The organism is Bacteroidota bacterium, assembly GCA_016720935.1.
GTDB lineage: Bacteria > Bacteroidota > Bacteroidia > AKYH767-A > 2013-40CM-41-45 > JADKJP01.
On sequence record JADKJP010000001.1, the window covers coordinates 1 to 17,098 of the forward strand.

Annotated in this window: 15 protein-coding genes and 3 pseudogenes; 5 read left to right on the top strand and 13 right to left on the bottom strand. The window is 40.9% G+C overall.

Annotation, left to right across the window (positions count from 1 at the left end; translation table 11 throughout):
- Positions 1-1,301: 1,301 nt before the first annotated feature.
- The 3 genes and pseudogenes from IPP86_00005 to IPP86_00015 all read right to left on the bottom strand — a co-directional run bounded on the left by IPP86_00005 (position 1,302) and on the right by IPP86_00015 (position 3,438).
- Positions 1,302-1,577, bottom strand: a complete 276-nt coding sequence (locus IPP86_00005; GenBank protein ID MBL0136901.1) for a hypothetical protein — start codon at positions 1,575-1,577, stop codon at positions 1,302-1,304.
- Positions 1,578-1,579: 2 nt separating this feature from the next.
- The gene (locus IPP86_00010; GenBank protein MBL0136902.1) at positions 1,580-2,002 is read right to left on the bottom strand and encodes a hypothetical protein; all 423 of its coding nucleotides are present in this window, start codon (positions 2,000-2,002) and stop codon (positions 1,580-1,582) included.
- A gap of 155 nt (positions 2,003-2,157) precedes the next feature.
- A pseudogene (locus tag IPP86_00015) lies at positions 2,158-3,438 on the bottom strand (replication-associated recombination protein A).
- Positions 3,439-3,823: 385 nt separating this feature from the next.
- On the opposite strand from IPP86_00015, the gene IPP86_00020 reads away from it, so the two are divergent.
- Both IPP86_00020 and IPP86_00025 read left to right on the top strand, forming a co-directional pair.
- Positions 3,824-4,735 (top strand): TonB-dependent receptor, encoded by a 912-nt coding sequence (locus tag IPP86_00020; GenBank protein ID MBL0136903.1) that lies wholly within the window; start codon positions 3,824-3,826, stop codon positions 4,733-4,735.
- Positions 4,736-4,769: 34 nt separating this feature from the next.
- Entirely contained in the window at positions 4,770-6,119 is a 1,350-nt protein-coding gene (locus IPP86_00025; protein ID MBL0136904.1) for a TonB-dependent receptor family protein, read from the top strand.
- 48 nt (positions 6,120-6,167) lie between these two features.
- Here the strand turns inward: IPP86_00025 and IPP86_00030 are convergent, their stop codons facing one another.
- The 9 genes and pseudogenes from IPP86_00030 to mnmE all read right to left on the bottom strand — a co-directional run bounded on the left by IPP86_00030 (position 6,168) and on the right by mnmE (position 12,321).
- Positions 6,168-7,460 (bottom strand): acetyl-CoA hydrolase/transferase family protein, encoded by a 1,293-nt coding sequence (locus IPP86_00030; protein ID MBL0136905.1) that lies wholly within the window; start codon positions 7,458-7,460, stop codon positions 6,168-6,170.
- A 133-nt stretch (positions 7,461-7,593) separates the two neighbouring features.
- Positions 7,594-8,343: a thioredoxin gene (locus IPP86_00035; protein MBL0136906.1), complete on the bottom strand. Its 750-nt coding sequence runs from the start codon at positions 8,341-8,343 to the stop codon at positions 7,594-7,596.
- Positions 8,340-8,785 (bottom strand): annotated as a pseudogene (locus tag IPP86_00040) (OsmC family protein). Before IPP86_00040 ends, IPP86_00035 begins: the two are co-directional and overlap by 4 nt.
- 6 nt (positions 8,786-8,791) lie before the next feature.
- Complete coding sequence (gene trxA, locus IPP86_00045; protein ID MBL0136907.1) at positions 8,792-9,088, bottom strand: thioredoxin; 297 nt, start codon at positions 9,086-9,088, stop codon at positions 8,792-8,794.
- A 36-nt stretch (positions 9,089-9,124) separates the two neighbouring features.
- A complete protein-coding gene (locus IPP86_00050; protein MBL0136908.1) occupies positions 9,125-9,412 on the bottom strand; it encodes a hypothetical protein in 288 nt (95 codons plus the stop codon).
- Positions 9,409-9,723, bottom strand: coding sequence for a rhodanese-like domain-containing protein (locus IPP86_00055; GenBank protein ID MBL0136909.1), 315 nt, complete (start codon positions 9,721-9,723; stop codon positions 9,409-9,411). Before IPP86_00055 ends, IPP86_00050 begins: the two co-directional genes overlap by 4 nt.
- Positions 9,724-9,830: 107 nt before the next feature.
- Positions 9,831-10,112, bottom strand: a complete 282-nt coding sequence (locus tag IPP86_00060) for a rhodanese-like domain-containing protein (protein ID MBL0136910.1) — start codon at positions 10,110-10,112, stop codon at positions 9,831-9,833.
- A gap of 95 nt (positions 10,113-10,207) precedes the next feature.
- Complete coding sequence (locus IPP86_00065; protein MBL0136911.1) at positions 10,208-10,864, bottom strand: Crp/Fnr family transcriptional regulator; 657 nt, start codon at positions 10,862-10,864, stop codon at positions 10,208-10,210.
- Between the two features lie 55 nt (positions 10,865-10,919).
- A pseudogene (gene mnmE / locus IPP86_00070) lies at positions 10,920-12,321 on the bottom strand (tRNA uridine-5-carboxymethylaminomethyl(34) synthesis GTPase MnmE).
- 238 nt (positions 12,322-12,559) lie between these two features.
- On the opposite strand from mnmE, the gene sucD reads away from it, so the two are divergent.
- Both sucD and fabG read left to right on the top strand, forming a co-directional pair.
- The gene (gene sucD, locus IPP86_00075) at positions 12,560-13,441 is read left to right on the top strand and encodes a succinate--CoA ligase subunit alpha (GenBank protein ID MBL0136912.1); all 882 of its coding nucleotides are present in this window, start codon (positions 12,560-12,562) and stop codon (positions 13,439-13,441) included.
- A 131-nt stretch (positions 13,442-13,572) separates the two neighbouring features.
- Entirely contained in the window at positions 13,573-14,322 is a 750-nt protein-coding gene (fabG, locus tag IPP86_00080) for a 3-oxoacyl-[acyl-carrier-protein] reductase (protein MBL0136913.1), read from the top strand.
- A 6-nt stretch (positions 14,323-14,328) separates the two neighbouring features.
- Here the strand turns inward: fabG and IPP86_00085 are convergent, their stop codons facing one another.
- The gene (locus tag IPP86_00085; protein MBL0136914.1) at positions 14,329-14,844 is read right to left on the bottom strand and encodes a hypothetical protein; all 516 of its coding nucleotides are present in this window, start codon (positions 14,842-14,844) and stop codon (positions 14,329-14,331) included.
- A gap of 102 nt (positions 14,845-14,946) precedes the next feature.
- Between IPP86_00085 and IPP86_00090 the strand changes: the two genes are divergently transcribed.
- The gene (locus IPP86_00090) at positions 14,947-17,004 is read left to right on the top strand and encodes a S9 family peptidase (protein ID MBL0136915.1); all 2,058 of its coding nucleotides are present in this window, start codon (positions 14,947-14,949) and stop codon (positions 17,002-17,004) included.
- Positions 17,005-17,098: the final 94 nt, after the last annotated feature.

A 17,098-nucleotide genomic window follows, 5' to 3' on the forward strand; every position in this document is an offset into this window, starting at 1 on the left:
GGTTTTTCCTGCATATGCAGAATTCTCTGAAGTAAATTTCAAACGCATCGCGGGTAAAACTACTGAAGATGATTCAGATCAGCAATGCCGATGTTCCATGAAAATCCTTCTTTTCTGAAATAATTTATCCAGTCATGCGAATAAGTAATCGCGTAACTTGCATCAGCCCCAAAACGATTTACGGCAAAGAGATTTTGTTGACCTCATCTTTCATATCAGTATTGATGGAATCAAGGAAAAATAAGAAGAGGCAAGTTTATTCGTGATAGCATCACTCGAAATCATATCCTGTACTTAATTCAATCTTCGACTTTTTTGCGTATCCTTCCGAAAGAATCAAGCTACCATGTTCCTGCTTTCAAAATGAATTGAGGCGAAAAGGAAAAAGCAAAAGAATAAGACAGCGTTTATAGAAAATTAACGTATTGAATAAATTCCATCAATTAATTTCCAGGTCCAGGTGATAACCGAGTACATCTGTACAAGGCCGGGATAAGAAGGAGTAGTGAATTTTGCACGGATTGCATCTTCTCCGCATCAAGCAAATGTTGCTTGGTGGATGCATCAACGGGAATTGGTATTTTTGTTCTTTGGAAATTACCTGAAGGATGCATCGGTGTTGGCTTATGCAATCGAAGAAGGTATGAGCAGAGAATCGGTCATTACACCGTTTTCATTCAACAGAAACAGCTGAAGATCCATGGTAAAATGAAAGCCATTATCAGCAAGAAGCGTGAAAGTTGAGGAGTCCAACCGGATCGAGATTCAACAGATCCGATGTCGCGATTTCCTGTGTGTCTGCGAGTTGAACCTGATTCAACGCAAACCTTAATGGTAATTGAAGGTCAGATGTGCTTGTTCACCAAATGGTCATGATATAAGAAATGCTATTGCTCGAAACGTTACCCAAAGGGTTCAGACTGGAAATGTAAGATCGTACTAAAACCTATCCGGTAAATTCCTAACAAGGTCAATCAGGTTGCTGTTTGAATTGTCTAAATGAAGCGTGGTATAGGTTGGGCTGACAGGTGACAAAGGATTCCCGGTTTCAGTAGCCCTGTTGAGATTGATGTAACGATCTGAAGGCAGTTGGAGCAAGGAGATCAATTGTAGTTCCGGGGTGTTCATTCTTTGATTGAAAGATGATGCAAGGTCTTAACTTCCGCTCCAAGTCCGTTCTCAATTTTAAGATCCCATCGAAAGACTGTCAAGCTGAACAGTACCACTTTGAATTAATCGCCAATTCCGGAGTACCTCGTTGGTCTGATGAATTGTTTTGGCCGAGATATCCTTTTCCATATTCAGGAACAAGACTGAGAATGACAGTATTTAAAATTAATTAAAGTATCGCCCATTGAAATAGTGAACACCTGGCCATTGGGATCAGATACTGCTTCAACATTGTAATATGCCGTGTTGGTTTGATTTCCGGCAGCACCGGTAAGATCAAATAAATATCCATCCAGATCATATGTTCCACTAAAAGTAACCGGAGATGTTACAGACCCGGAGTCGACATATTCCTGAACTTTAAAAGGCAAACCATCTTTCATTGCTTTCGGAATAATGTAGGTCACTTTTACTTGGTTGGTAATGTGTTTCGAATTTCAAGTCTTATTTTACCTGAACGGATTAATACTTCTGTAAGCTGAGGACCTGAAATTCCCAATCGAATATTGTTATTTACACTATAGAATGGAGTGTTGGGTTGAACTGGATATGGAATGAATTGCCAGATGTTCAGGGTCTTTAATGTTGTATCCGGAATTTTAAACAGAGAATCAGGATCAAGTTTGAAGACATCTGATGAGTAAAAGATACTTACTGACCCGTCAGGATTGATTTGTTGCAATGAATCGGCGATCAACTGGTCAATACTCAATCTGGCTTTCAGGATCGGACCTGTCACTGCGACATCCCATTGAGGACGATCATTTTCTTTTTTACAGGAAAACTGTAAGAAGAGGAGGAAAGAAAAGTAGAGGGATGAGTGTTTTTTCACAAGTCTGCTTCTGCGTAAAGATGCAAAAATATTAGAACATTGAACAGGGAATGTCACGAATAGGTCATTCCTATTCTGGATTCAGGAACCGTGAATTCCGATCAGAGACCTTAAGTAAAAATCAGGAATTTACTGAAGGTTGATATGATATTGAATCAATAATTGTATTTCTCCTTCCAAAGATGTTGGAGGAATAAGCGTAGTTCATTTTCCCTTGGATTGTTTCCCGGATCATATAATTTACTTCCACTGATTCCCTGAGGTAAAAATTCCTGTTTAGCGAAATTTCCTTCCTTCGAATGATCGTAATCATAGCCTTTACCATAACCAAGCTCTTTCATGAGTTTAGTCGGTGCATTGCGGATATTTAAAGGCACCGGAAGATCACCGGTTTTATCTACCAGCGACAATGCTTCTTCAATAGCCATATAAGACGCGTTGCTTTTAGCCGAAGATGCGAGGTATACGGCAGTTTGAGAAAGTATGATCCGGCTTTCCGGAAAACCGATCTTTTGACAAGCTTCAAAACAAGCATTTGCAATTACTATAGCGGTAGGATTCGCGTTCCCAATATCTTCGGAAGCGAGAATGACCATTCTGCGCGCAATGAACAATGGATCTTCTCCTCCCTGCATCATTCTTTCTAGCCAGTACACTGCCGCGTTTGGATCAGAACCTCGCATGGATTTTATAAATGCGCTGATGATGTCGTAATGTTGCTCACCACCTTTGTCGTAAAGAGCAGTTTTCTCCTGGGCGATGTCCTGCACAACAGCGTTTGTAATCACGGCTTCTTCAGATTCCGGAAAAGTATTGACAACCAGTTCAAACAGATTCAGCAATTTGTGCGTCACCACCTGATAAACGAAGTAATGATTCAGTCTCTTCAAGTTTTATTTTTCGTTTTTGTAAAATCGGATCTGTTTTCATCGCCTGATCCAGGATTCGCACAAGATCATCCTTTGATAATTCTTTCAGAACATAGACCTGGCATCTTGAAAGCAATGGAGAGATTACTTCGAAGGAAGGATTTTCCGTAGTCGCGCCAATGAGTGTTACAAGTCCTTTCTCAACAGCACCCAATAATGAATCCTGCTGGCTTTTGCTGAACCGGTGAATTTCATCGATGAACAAAACCGGGCTCCCGGAACTTCTTTCAATTCCGTAGCATACCGGGCTGCTTTTTCAATGACTTCCCGTACATCTTTTACACCTGAACTTACAGCGCTCAAAACATAAAAAGGTCTGCGAAGTTGACGTGCAATAATTCCGGCTAACGTAGTCTTACCAACACCCGGAGGACCCCAGAAAATAATGGATGGAATTGAATTTGAATGAATGGAGCGTCTTAGAATTGCTCCTTCGCCAACAAGATGTTCCTGGCCAATATAATGGTCAAGATCATTTGGGCGCATCCTTTCTGCCAGTGGTGTCATCTTGGAATTTGATCCGATAAAGATACTTACAAAGGCGGTTCAATTTTCATTCAGAATCAGCATAATTTATTCTGTATTCTCCATTCTCGATCCTTGAACTTGAACAGGTTAACGATTCTTAAGGACGAATGAAGAAATATTTATAGTTAGTCTGACCTACCCAAATGATTACCTTTGCAGCGATGGAAAGCAAACGAATGCCATAAGATTATTTTTTCTCATCGCGCTTTTTGTCAGCGCAGGTTTTTTCTGAAAGCACAGGATTCAGGGAGGATGAACAGACCCGGTTCGGATTCCTGCGTAACGCCATGCCTAAAATTGGAAAATTGTCAGGAAAATCATTGATTCCAAAACCAATAAACCGGTCGAGTATGCTTCCGTCGTCATGATCAAACCCCGTGATTCTTCTATGGTTGGTGGTGCACTGACCGACACAAAAGGTAAATTTCTCATAGAAGATTTACCCATGGGGCGCTTTCGTCTCAAGATCACAATTCTTGGATATGGTATTCAGTTTACTGAACCTATGGTCATCACTCCGCAAAATGTTGAAGTGGATGCAGGCATTATTTCTATTGATCCAAGTACTGCCAGATTGAAAGAAGTCAATGTTTCCGCTGAAAGGCCCGACCTGATCAATTCACTGGAGAGAAAAGTTTACAATGTCGATAAGAACATAGTCAATACCGGAGGAACTGTTACTGAAGTACTTTCCAATATTCCTTCCGTGAATGTTGACATGGATGGAAAAGTGAGTCTGCGTGGAACAGAAAATGTTACCATCCTCATCGATGGAAAACCATCAGGTATGCTGGGTGGTGACAGAAAAGCAGTTCTCCAGCAGATTCCGGCCAGTGCTGTCGATCAGATAGAAGTCATTACAAATCCATCCGCGAAATACGATGCTGACGGAATGGGAGGAATCATCAATATCAAAACCAAGAAAGGCAAATTGCAGGGGATGAATGGAAATGTCGCTGCCGGAGTTGGCACCAATGATAAGTACAACTTTTCGCTTGGACTAAATAACAGGAGCTCCAAAATGAATCTCTATGCGAACTATTCATTTCGCCATGAAAACCGTACTAACACCGGATCGGGCGATCAGGATAATTATTTCCCGGGACAGGATCGGTATTCCTATGAGTACAATTCACATTCCACAAATAAATCTGAATTTCACACCGGAAAAATCGGTGCTGATTTTTATCTCAATAAAAACAATGTTCTTGGGATAAATGGTTCCGTTACAAGACGGAAAATGATCAGCCTGGTCAGTCGGATTACTCTTTTATGAATAGTCTTGGTAATGTGATGAAAGCTATTACACGATGTCTACTGAAGTAGATAAAAACACGAGTTATGATGCAGGACTGGATTACAAACGAACCTGGACAGGTTCTAAGCGTGAGCTTTCCGGCAGTGTTAATTATACTTCCAATGAAAGAACAGAAGAAAGTAGTTTATCAAGCAGCAAATATTTTGACAAGGATAAACCTTATCAGTTGAGTGATAACCTGAATACATATCAGACCATCATCAGTCAGATTGATTTTGTCCAGCCAATAAAAGACAATTCAAAGTTTGAAGCGGGTTTAAAAAATACCTTGCGTCAATTCGATAACGATCAGATAATTTCCAGCCTCGATAGTGCCGGATCAGACTACCTCACCAATGCATTAAAATCCGATCATTTTATTTTTGATGAGCAGGTTTTTTGCGGCATACTCAATGTACACAGGGAAATGGAAAAATTTGAGTACAATGCCGGCTTACGGGCTGAACAAACGCTGACGAATGGAAATTCCAGGTCGCAGTCAACTTCTTTCAGTAAGGATTACCTTGCTTTCTTTCCAAGCGCTTTTCTGAAATATATAATTTCTGATAAACAGGATATGCAAATTTCCTATAGCAGAAGAGTTAACCGACCGGAAATGCGTTCCTTGAATCCTTTTGTGGATTATTCTGACTCCTTATTTCTCAGGAAAGGGAATCCGGAATTAAAACCCGAATTTATTCATTCACTTGAATTGGGTTATTCAAGAATGATCAACAATTTTAATTTGACTACAACAGTTTATTATCGTCACACCGATCAATTGATTTCACGTTATCGGACCATTGAAGGTACAACCGGGATTTCTACCGCTACTTTTATCAATTACAGTTCGTCGGAAAATATCGGAGCGGAAGCAATCCTTCGGTATACAATGGATAAGCTCGGCAATGTCATGGGTAGTTTTAATGTTTATCAGAATACGATCAACGGAAAAAATATTGAAGCGGATTTGCAAAGCGCTTCTACACAGTGGTCAGCAAGGTTGAATGTCAATTTGAGATTAGGAAAGACTACAGGATTTCAGCTAACAGGCAATTACATGTCACCCTTCAAGGGCCCGATATCACGATTTAAAGGAATGAGTGGAGTAGATGCGGGGATACGACAGGATTTGTGGAAAGGAAAAGGATCATTAAGTCTGAATGTAACGGATGTTTTTGGCACCAGAAAAATGGACATCACTTCATTTAACGATTATTACATTTCCCACATGATTCGGACACGTGAATCCAGAGTTGGAATGCTGACACTGACTTATCGTTTTGGAAAACAAGACAGCAATCTGTTCCAGAGAAAAAGAATCAACGTGGAAATATGCCACAACAGGATACGCCTGAAATGATTGACTTCTGATGAATGAATTTGATCAGATTAAAACGTTCTGATCAAATCAAATGAATTTTCCACCAAACCTGTCGTGTGCTGCACGGTCCAGCATTTCTCTGTCATCAGGATGTGCAATGCTGATCAGGGCTTGTGCTCTTTGTCTGAGGTTTTTTCCGAGCAGGAAAGCGACACCAAATTCCGTAACAACATAATGTACATGTGCACGTGTAGTTACAACACCGGCGCCTTGTTTCAGAAATGGAACGATTCGCGAAGTACCCTTGCGGGTTCTGGATGCAAGCGCGATGATTGGTTTTCCACCTTCAGATAATGCCGCACCACGCATAAAATCCATCTGTCCTCCAACTCCGGAATACTGATATGTTCCAATTGAATCTGAACAAATTTGTCCTGTGAGATCAATTTCAATACAGCTGTTAATGGCATGTACTTTAGGATTCTGACGAATCACAGAAACTTCGTTTACATAATCAATGTCATGAAAAGCGAAGGATGGATTGTCGTGCACATAATCATACAATCTTCTTGATCCCAGACAAAAACCGGTGACACTTCTGCCCGGATGTTTGACTTTGAATTTATTGTTGATGACATCACTTTCGATCAGATCAATTACTCCGTCCGAGAACATCTCTGTGTGAATTCCAAGGTTTTTGTGATTTCCCAGGAAACTGAGTACAGCATCGGGAATAGCGCCAATTCCCATTTGCAACGTCGCTTTATCCGGAATTAATTCCGCGATGTATTCACCAATTCTTTTTTCATCATCTGAAACCCGTTCTCCAAAAGTCATTTCGTGGATCGGTTCATCCGCATAAACAAGTGCGTGAAAGGCATCTACATGGATCATTCCGTCGCCATGTGTTCTTGGCATCTGGGGGTTCACCTGAGCAATAACATGTGCTGAACGGTTTACAGCTGTACGGGCAATGTCAACAGAAACACCAAGGGAACAATAGCCGTGTTCGTCAGGAATGGATACCTGTACAATAGCGACATCCAACGGCAGAATGTTATTCCGAAACAGATCCGGAATCTCACTGAGAAACACCGGAACATAATCAGCCCGGCCATCGTGAACGGCCTGTCGGATGGGTTCTGAGACAAATAATGAATTTGTATAAAAACTGTTCGCGTATTCCGGATTGGCTACCGGGAAATCACCTAGAACACTGATACACACCAGTTCAACATTTCTGAGTTCGGGAGCTCTTTCCGCCAGCTTCTGTAACATGTAGGTTGGGGTAGCGGCACTTCCGTGTATGAATACGCGCTGACCACTTTTAATTACACGTAATGCCTCATCGGCTCTGGAATAAATATACCTGTCAATCATAAATGACTATAATTTCGTGGTGCAAAGGAAAGAAAAGTTTGATTGCGCCAGGAAAAAATAAGTTGAAGAAATGAACTGTTAAAGAGTGAAAAATGTTCAATTAAAATCATGTCAGATGACATGAATCAGTGTTTTATAATTTTGTTTCGTCTAAAAGCTTCTGTTTTTCAATGTATCCGTTATGCTTCCACAGCAGGTTGCCATTTTTATACAATTCAAGATATGGGATTGCATCAATGCCTTTGCTCTTCAGCAGATTTTTGTTTTTGTCAGCATCAATCAATAAAAGAATCATTTTATCCTTCTTTTCATTGGCAAGTGACTGCAGAACCGGCAACATCTTTTTACAAGGTGCACACCATGTTGCATTGTAATCAACCAGAGTATATTTATCCGGTGAAAGTGATTTTTTAAAATCTTCAGGACTCATTCCCGGTTCATTTGCAGCATCGTTCGCGCTTTCAACACTTTTGCCTGCAGCATTCCATTTCATCATTCCGCCTTCCATATTGTAAATTTCCCGGAATCCCATTTCAGCCATCATAGTAGCGGCAGAGGAGGAGCGACCACCGGATAAACAATAAACAAATGTCGGTTTGCTTTTGTCAAGAGTACTGATAAGGGTCTTGAAATCAGAACTTCTGAAATCCATATTCATGGCATGTTTCAGATGTCCGCCTTTGTATTCTTCCGGTGTTCTTACGTCTACAATCTGAATGTCATTTTTATTTTGTATCAACAGATCATATGCAATAACGTTCAGATTTTTTAAAATCGGAGTGTTGCTTTGAGTCTTTGGAGCCTGTTTCTCTGCTGAATTTTGGGAGAATGATACAGTTGAAATAAAAACAAGCAGACTAAGAACAGATAAGAATTTTCTCATATGGTTTCAGGAACGAGTATTGTTGGGTTGAATATTATTTTTGATTTAACTGAATTAGAAATCAAACAGGCAGCTTCAGATTTTTGAAGTATTCGTAATGCTTTTTCCGGATCAGTGCTTTTAGCAATCGAAAGTTTTGGCATCAGTTCAACTTCCGATATCATAAATTTACCATCGACTATTTCCAATTTCCCTTTGCTGCGGATTCAAAACTAAGAAATTCCAATTTAGAATTTTCAGCAATGGCCAGAAAGGTTGTCATCAGACAGGAATTGACGGCAGCGACAAGCAAATGTTCCGGAGACCAGATTCCCGGCATTCCCTTTGCGAATTCCGGAGGTGTCGCGACTTCTATGGAAGTAGTCAGCACCGGCGAATTCATAGTTCCTTTGCGATCCGAATCCCATTTCAAATTTACATCATAATAATGAACCTTTTCCATAGTCTTTTAATTAAATTTTGAGAGGATATTGGTAAGATGATCGGCTGGTACAACACCGGATTGACGCCATTTTATTTCTCCGTTTTGAAATAAAATCAGCGTAGGCACTCCCTGGATGTGATACATTCCCGCGGCACCAGGATTTTTATCCACATCAACTTTGATGATTGTAACCCTGTCGCCGACATTGGATTTTACCTGCTCCAGGATCGGGGCCATCATTTTACATGGACCACACCATTCTGCGGAAAAGTCGACCAGTACGGGTTTTCCGGAACTGATTAATTCTTGAAAGGATGACATTTTATTTTGGTTTTATATCTCTAACCTGAGCTAAATTCAGGAGCGAGAATTTTGTTTTATAGATTCTGAAGGTTTCGATTTTATTTCCACGAATTCAGTAATACTGTTTTGTGAGGAATTTTTCGGATTGGGATCAGTTGTACATCCACTCACACCGCAACATCCGGTATTGGTTATTGCCTGATAGAACAACAATGCACCAAATAAACCCGACAAGGAATCTTTGTAGACAATTCCCTGAATCAGCAGGGAAGTTCCCAAACCAAAGCGTATCCAGCGAACCAGGTTCCAGGCAGCAAGTGATCGTACAAGAGAATTAATCATTTGAAATACTTTTTTAAACTAACCCAGCTTCCGGCATTGTGTACATGCACAAATCCTTTTGACTTCAAAATGTGTCGGGCGGAAGAGCTACGCATTCCGGAAGCACAACAGGTGAGAATTTGTTTTTCCTTATCCACTTTTGATAATTGTCCCGGCAAATTGTTCAACGGGATATTCAGCGATCCTTTGATGTGACCGGATCTGAATTCATCCGGTGTTCTTACATCTACGATGATGGCGCCGTTCTGAATCCATTCATGGACATTTACAGATGGACTGATTCCGAAAGCTTTTTTGAGGAGAGAGAGCATGATTTAGTAAGGTGTGAGGTATGGTATGAGTGTGAAGTGTGTGTGAAGTGTGTAGTGTGAAGTGTGTAGAGTGAAGTGTGTAGTGTGTATAGTGATGATAATTCTTTTTATTTTGAATGTTGTAAATAGTTTACATCAAGCCATGAGCCTGCGTTGTGACAAGGGATGTCAATTGAATTTAGATAATCGGCAACCATGCCACTTCTGTTGCCACTGGCGCAACAAAGAATCAGATTTTTCATTTTTTTCAATTCTTCAATTCGTTCTTCTATTTCGTCCATAGGTATGTTAATACTACCCGCTACATGTCCACCCATAAATTCAAGTGAAGAACGAACGTCAACTACTGTGGCATTGCCATTACGGAGTTCCTGAATTAGTTTTTCCATTTAGATATCTGCTTATTTTTATGCAAATGTCGGGACAAGCAACCGCTGTCCATGTGACAATTGTTGGATAAATCATAAAAATTGAATGGAGAGAATTAAAAAAGCAGAATTTCTATAATTGAAATGCAGAAACTGTCAATCGACCAGGAGTTCGATGGTGTTTCTTCCCAGAATAACCATCTTTTTTCTTCCATGGTTCTTAAAAGCCGGGATACAACTTCTCTGTGAGTATGCAATTCATCCGCGATTTCCTGGTGTGTAATGTATAAAGCTTTGGTATTCACAGCTTTTGCTCTTTGTTGCAGATAATGAAGAAGTTGCTTGTCAAGATTGTTAAAAGCAATCATGTCAATCACATTCAACAATTCGGAAAACCGGTTTCCGTACGTTGTATTAATAAAGGAACGCCATTCCGGGTATTTGAACCAGTCTTCGATTTGCTGTACAGGAATCAGCAGGATTTCTGTTTTGTCCTCAGCAATCGCTTTCACCATACTCTTTTTCCCGGTCTGACAACAATTGAGCGCCATGGCACAGGTTTGTCCGGGATACAAATGATACAGAAATACCTCTTTGCCATCAGGATCCTGGCGTACAATACGCAGGACACCGGATTGTACAATCGGAATGAACTGAATTGCATCGCCTGTTTCCATCAGGATGTCATCCTTTTCCAGTTGCTTGTGCTTTGAATATTTTTCAATATCAATTACAAGAGAGGCATCTTTAAAGAGGGTGGAGCTGATGGTCATTGTTTTCTGAAATGTATTTGAAATCAAATTGAAATTGAAATGTAATGTGAACGTATCACTTCCCGATACAAAACTTCGAAAAAATATTCTCCAGCAAATCGTCTGTAGAAATCTGCCCGGTAATTTCTCCAAGATAATGCAATGCAATTCTCAGGTCGCCTGCAATAAAATCGTTGGTTATCTTATTCGATAAACCTTCATGAACCCTTTCAAGAGCTTCTGCAGTTTTGCGTAATGCATCGGCATGACGAATGTTTGAAATGGTAGTATCCGTTCCTTTCAGATTTCCGGTTTGGAATTGATCTCTCAGAAAAGTAGCCAGCGCATGGACATTTTTTTTCTCCTTCGCGGAAATGAACATGGTTCCGGGAACTGATTTGTAATCCTGAATCACTTGCTCAGGATCATGTCCGTCAATCTTATTGGCAACCGGGATTAATCGAAAATCGGGAGCAAGATGTGTGCGAAGATCATTCAATTCATTCTGAACTTCAAGCGCATCGGTTTCGTGAATGTCAAATAAATAAAGGATGATCGGACTTTGTTTTATTTTCTCATAGGTCTTTTGTACACCGATGCGTTCAATGGTGTCGGTTGTTTCACGAATACCTGCTGTATCAATGAATCGAAATTTAATGCCGCCAAGAACAATTTCTTCTTCGATAGTATCCCGTGTAGTTCCCGCTATTTCGCTGACGATCGCACGTTCTTCGTTCAGCAAGGCATTCAATAAAGTACTTTTCCCGACATTTGGTTTACCAGCAATCACAACAGGAATTCCGGTACGAATAACATTTCCAAGCTCGAAGGACTCAATGAGTGTATGAATGGTCTTTAATAGTTTATTCACGGTATTCATGAGCTCGTTGCGGGAAGCAAATTCAACATCTTCCTCAGCAAAATCCAATTCAAGTTCAAGCAAAGAGGCAAAATGGATGAGCTCTTCCCGAAGTTTTTTTATTTCTCCTGAAAAACCACCACGCATTTGTTGTAAAGCCAGTTGATGAGAAAAACCTGAATCGGATGCGATCAGATCCGCGACAGCTTCGGCTTGCGACAAATCCATTTTGCCATTCAAGAAGGCGCGTAAAGTAAATTCTCCAGGCTGAGCATGACGAACACCCTTTTTTAGGAAAGAAGAGACAATTTGTTGCTGAATATAAGGGAGAGCCATGGCAGGAAATCTCAATGGTATCATCCCCTGTATAAGAATGAGGGCCTTTGAATACAGATACCAGCACTTCGTCTAAAACTAAGTCTTCACTTTCCAGAATGCCAAAATGAAGGCTGTGAGATGCTGCTTGCGTGAGGTGCAGTGATTTCTTTTTCAGGGATTTGAATTGCCTGGAAACAATCTCAATACAGCCCGTACCGGATAGGCGTATAATCGCGATTGCTCCTGTTCCGGGCGCGGTGGCGATTGCAATAATCGGGTCTGTTCTGTTGATTGTGTACATGTTGAAAAAGAGACCAAATTTATCCAAATTCCAATGAACTCTTCCTAAAAAAAGCTCTATTTTCGCAGTGCTTCAAAAGCCTGGAAATTGAATCAGGGACATCTTACCTTCGTTCGAATTATCCAAAGCATAAATAGGGACGGGGGACTGGGGGCGAGGAACGTTTCTCTAGCCACTAACCACTAAGCTCTAACCACTAAGCTCTAACAACTAATAACCAACAACTAATACCCATCCAATGAGTGTTCTCGTCAACAAAGCAAGCAAAATTATTGTTCAGGGTTTCACAGGAAGTGAAGGCACTTTCCATGCGACTCAGATGATTGAATATGGTACAAATGTAGTAGGAGGAGTAACTCCGGGAAAAGGAGGAACCACTCATCTTGATCGTCCGGTATTCAATACAGTTGCTGACGCCGTTAAAAATACAGGAGCTGACGTTTCCATTGTGTTTGTTCCACCGGCTTTTGCCGCGGACGCGATAATGGAAGCTGCAGAAGCAGGGATTCGTTTGATTGTTACCATCACTGAAGGTATCCCGACGAAGGATATGATCATGGTGAAAGAATATTTAAAAGATAAAAACACTCGCCTCATCGGACCCAATTGTCCGGGTGTAATTACTGCCGGTGAATGTAAAGTTGGTATTATGCCCGGCTTTGTATTTAAGCCAGGAAAAATTGGTATCGTTTCTAAATCCGGAACGTTGACGTATGAAGCAGCTGATCAGGTAGTGAAAGCAGGCCTGGGAATTTCTACTGCTATTGGAATTGGCGGAGATCCAATCATTGGCACTACAACAAAAGAAGCAGTTGAACTTTTTATGAATGATCCGGAGACTGAAGGAATCATCATGATCGGTGAAATTGGTGGAAGTCTGGAAGCCGAGGCTGCAAAGTGGATTAAAGCTAACGGAACAAAACCTGTAGTAGGATTTATCGCAGGACAAACAGCTCCTCCGGGTAGACGTATGGGTCATGCCGGTGCGATCATTGGTGGTGCCGACGATACCGCCGCTGCTAAAATGAAAATCATGCGTGAATGTGGAATTACTGTTGTCGATTCTCCCGCTGTTATTGGATTGACCATGGCATCTGTATTGAAGAAAATACCGGCTTGATTGAGTTATTAAGTTATTAAGTTATTGAGTTATTAAGTTATTGAGTTATTAAGTTATTGAGTTATTGAGTGTATTTGGTTCTAATCACTAACAACTAATCACTAATCACTAATCACTAACAACTAACAAAAATGGTAAAACTACTCCAGGGAAAAACTGCACTTATTACCGGTGCTTCTAAAGGGATTGGAAGGGGAATTGCAATCACGTTGGCGCAACATGGTGCTAATGTAGCTTTCACCTATTTGTCTTCAGTAGAAAAAGGTTTGGCATTGGAGCAGGAATTGCAGCAGTTTGGCGTAAAAGCCAAAGGATACCGTTCGGATGCAGCCGATATGAAAGCTGCCGAAGAATTGGTGAATGGAGTAGTCACCGAGTTTGGGGCATTGGATATTGTTGTCAATAATGCCGGTATAACCCGTGATGGCTTGTTGATGCGAATGACAGAGGAGAATTTTAATGAAGTGATCCGGACGAATTTGAATTCCGTTTTTAACATCACAAAGGCCTGTCAGCGACAAATGCTGAAGCAAAGAAGCGGTAGCATTATCAACATCAGTAGTGTAGTGGGAGTGAAAGGAAATGCAGGACAGGCGAATTATGCAGCATCCAAAGCCGGAATTATCGGATTTACAAAATCAATCGCGTTGGAACTGGGATCCAGAAATATTCGTTGCAATGCAATTGCTCCCGGTTTTATTGAAACAGAGATGACAGCCGTCCTGGCCGAAGAAACTGTAAAACAATGGAGAGAAGCTATTCCACTTAAACGTGGCGGAACACCTGCTGACGTGGCAAATGCAGTGGTGTTCTTAGCGTCGGATATGTCGGCTTACATCACCGGTCAGGTGTTGAATGTAGATGGTGGCATGCTCACCTGATCAGCATCAGAAACACAGATCAATTTTGTCAAGGTCTTTAGCATACATCTGCAATTTAAAAACCTTGTGATCAGGATCAAGCCACACCAATAAATACCCGTAGAACTTTTTATAGAAAAACACCGTTTGCATTGGTGATCCGTCAAATTCCTGCACGTCGGTTACCCGCACAGGTTCTCCCAGGACAGACTGAACATATTCTTCATCGTGTCCAAACAATTGATAATTGATGGAACCGATAAATCCTTTCCGGAATTCAAAATAATCGTTGTCGACGTAAGCAGCAAAGTTCAACCTGTCATAGACCAGACCGGCGCCGCATTTTGAATCTTCTCCTGCCTGTAATTCTTCTGAATAACAGGGCAAGTACTTTTTCAAAGAATCAATATGGGCATCCGGCTTCAATTTATTAACGAAACCGGAATCCAGGTCAGCTTTTAAAGTATCACATACTACTTTATCCTTTTGAGCGGCAACCCATAAAGGAAGTAAAAACAGAAATAACAGGAAGTTTGATTTCATAAACCGGCATTTTTATCAGGTTGTAAAGATAAACTTTGTTCTCTTTCCTTGTATTGGGGAAAATCAACAGAGTTTCTAACTTCGCATGGTAAATTTACTACTATGAAGAACAAGCACATTATCCTCTTCTGCCTGCTTACATTCATTGCAGGTGTTTCTTTTGCACAGCAGGTACTCACTCCGGAGTCATTGTGGAAACTGGGACGAGTTTCAGACCCGCAACTTTCTCCGAATGGTGAAAAGGTGGTGTATTCGATCAGGAATTACAACCTGTCGACAAACAAAGGAAATTCAGATATCTGGGTTTATGATATTAAGAAAAACCTTGCCTCCGCTGTAGCCACCGACAGTTCAAATGAAACCATGCCTCGTTGGAATATGGATGGCACGGGAATCTATTATCTGAATGATGCCGGAGGAAGCAGTCAGCTTTGGAGTTGCTCGATAGACGGAATAAATAAAAAGCAAAATACAAAACTTGAAAGCGATATCAATCTGTATGGGATCTCACCATCCGGCACAATGATTTGGATTGCTCAGGATGTAAAACTGGATAATTTTTTCGGTAGAGATATTTACAATGATCTTCCAAAATCCACCGGAAAGGTTTACGATGATTTGATGATGCGTCATTGGGATTCCTGGGCGGATGGAAATTACAGTCACATTTTTGTTGCTCCATTTCAGGATGGAAAAATTTCCGGTCGTCCTGTAGACATCATGAAAGATGAGCGCTTTGATACACCGATGAAACCGGATGGAGGTGAGGAGCAAATCAGTTGGAGACCGGATGGAAAGATGCTTGCATACACTTGTAAAAAATATTCCGGAAGAGAATATGCACTAAATACAAATTCAGACATCTATCTCTACGATGTAGAAAATAAGAAAACTACCAACCTGACAAATGGAATGGTTGGATATGATAAGAATCCGGCATTCTCTCCGGAGGGAAATCAACTGGTATGGGAAAGCCAGGCGGAGAATGGAAACGAAGCCGATCGTCATCGTTTATTCCTCTATGATTTCGCGACACAGTCAAAACGTGAACTCAGTGCTGATTTTGATTTCAATGTTGAAAATCCGGTCTGGGGTAGCAATGGAAGAAGAGTTTATTTCAAGGCTGATATCCAGGCGACGGATCAGATCTTTTTTTATGATCTGTACAACAAGTCTGCTCACCCTATGTATCAACTGACAAAAGATGTTGCTGATTACACCGCAATATCGGTAGCAAGCTTTCCGGCAAAGCAGGATGTTATTGTCGCTTCCAGAATGTCCATCTCTGAACCCACTGAATTATTTTTGATCGATTCAAAGTCAGGGGTTTCAAAGCAAATCACATTCACGAATAAGGATTTTCTTTCCAATTACAAACTTGCGGATGTCAAAAAGAGAATGGTGAAATCAACAGATGGAAAAGAAATTCTCACCTGGGTTATTTATCCTCCGGATTTCGATCCTTCAAAAAAGTACCCAACGCTTTTATATTGTCAGGGTGGTCCTGAATCCACAGTGAGCCAGTTCTTTTCTTACCGATGGAATTTTCAGCTGATGGCTGCTAACGGCTATATTATTGTTGCTCCCAATCGACGCGGTTTACCCGGCTTTGGATCCAAATGGAATGATGATATTGTTGGCGACTGGGGCGGACAGCCAATGCGTGATTTGCTCAGTGCCATTGATGATGTTTCAAAAGAACCTTATGTAAACAAAGACAAAATGGGAGCTGTTGGTGCCAGCTATGGAGGTTTTTCCGTTTTCTGGCTTGCCGGTCATCATGAAAAACGATTCAAAGCATTCATTTCACATTGCGGTGTTTTCAATTTTGAAGCCATGTGGGGAACAGAAGAATTATTTTTCCAGAACAAAGAATTCCAGGGACCTTACTGGCAAAGTCCTGTCCCAAAAAGTTACAATGAATTTTCACCGAATCGCTTTGTTCAAAATTGGGATACACCGATTCTGATTATTTCAAACGAAAAAGATTACAGGATACCTTATTCACAAGGTCTCGAAGCTTTCAGTGCGGCCCGCATAAAAAATATTCCCGCCAGGTTTATTTGTTTTCCTGATGAAGGTCACTGGGTACTCAAACCACAAAATAGTGTTCTCTGGCAGAGGGAATTTTATGATTGGCTGGATAAGTATCTGAAGTAATTTATGGGTGCTTAGTGCTTAGTGGTTAGTGCTTAGTGCTTAGTGGTTAGTGCTTAGAGCTTAGATGTTCGTGCAGTTAAAATAAATTCAATTG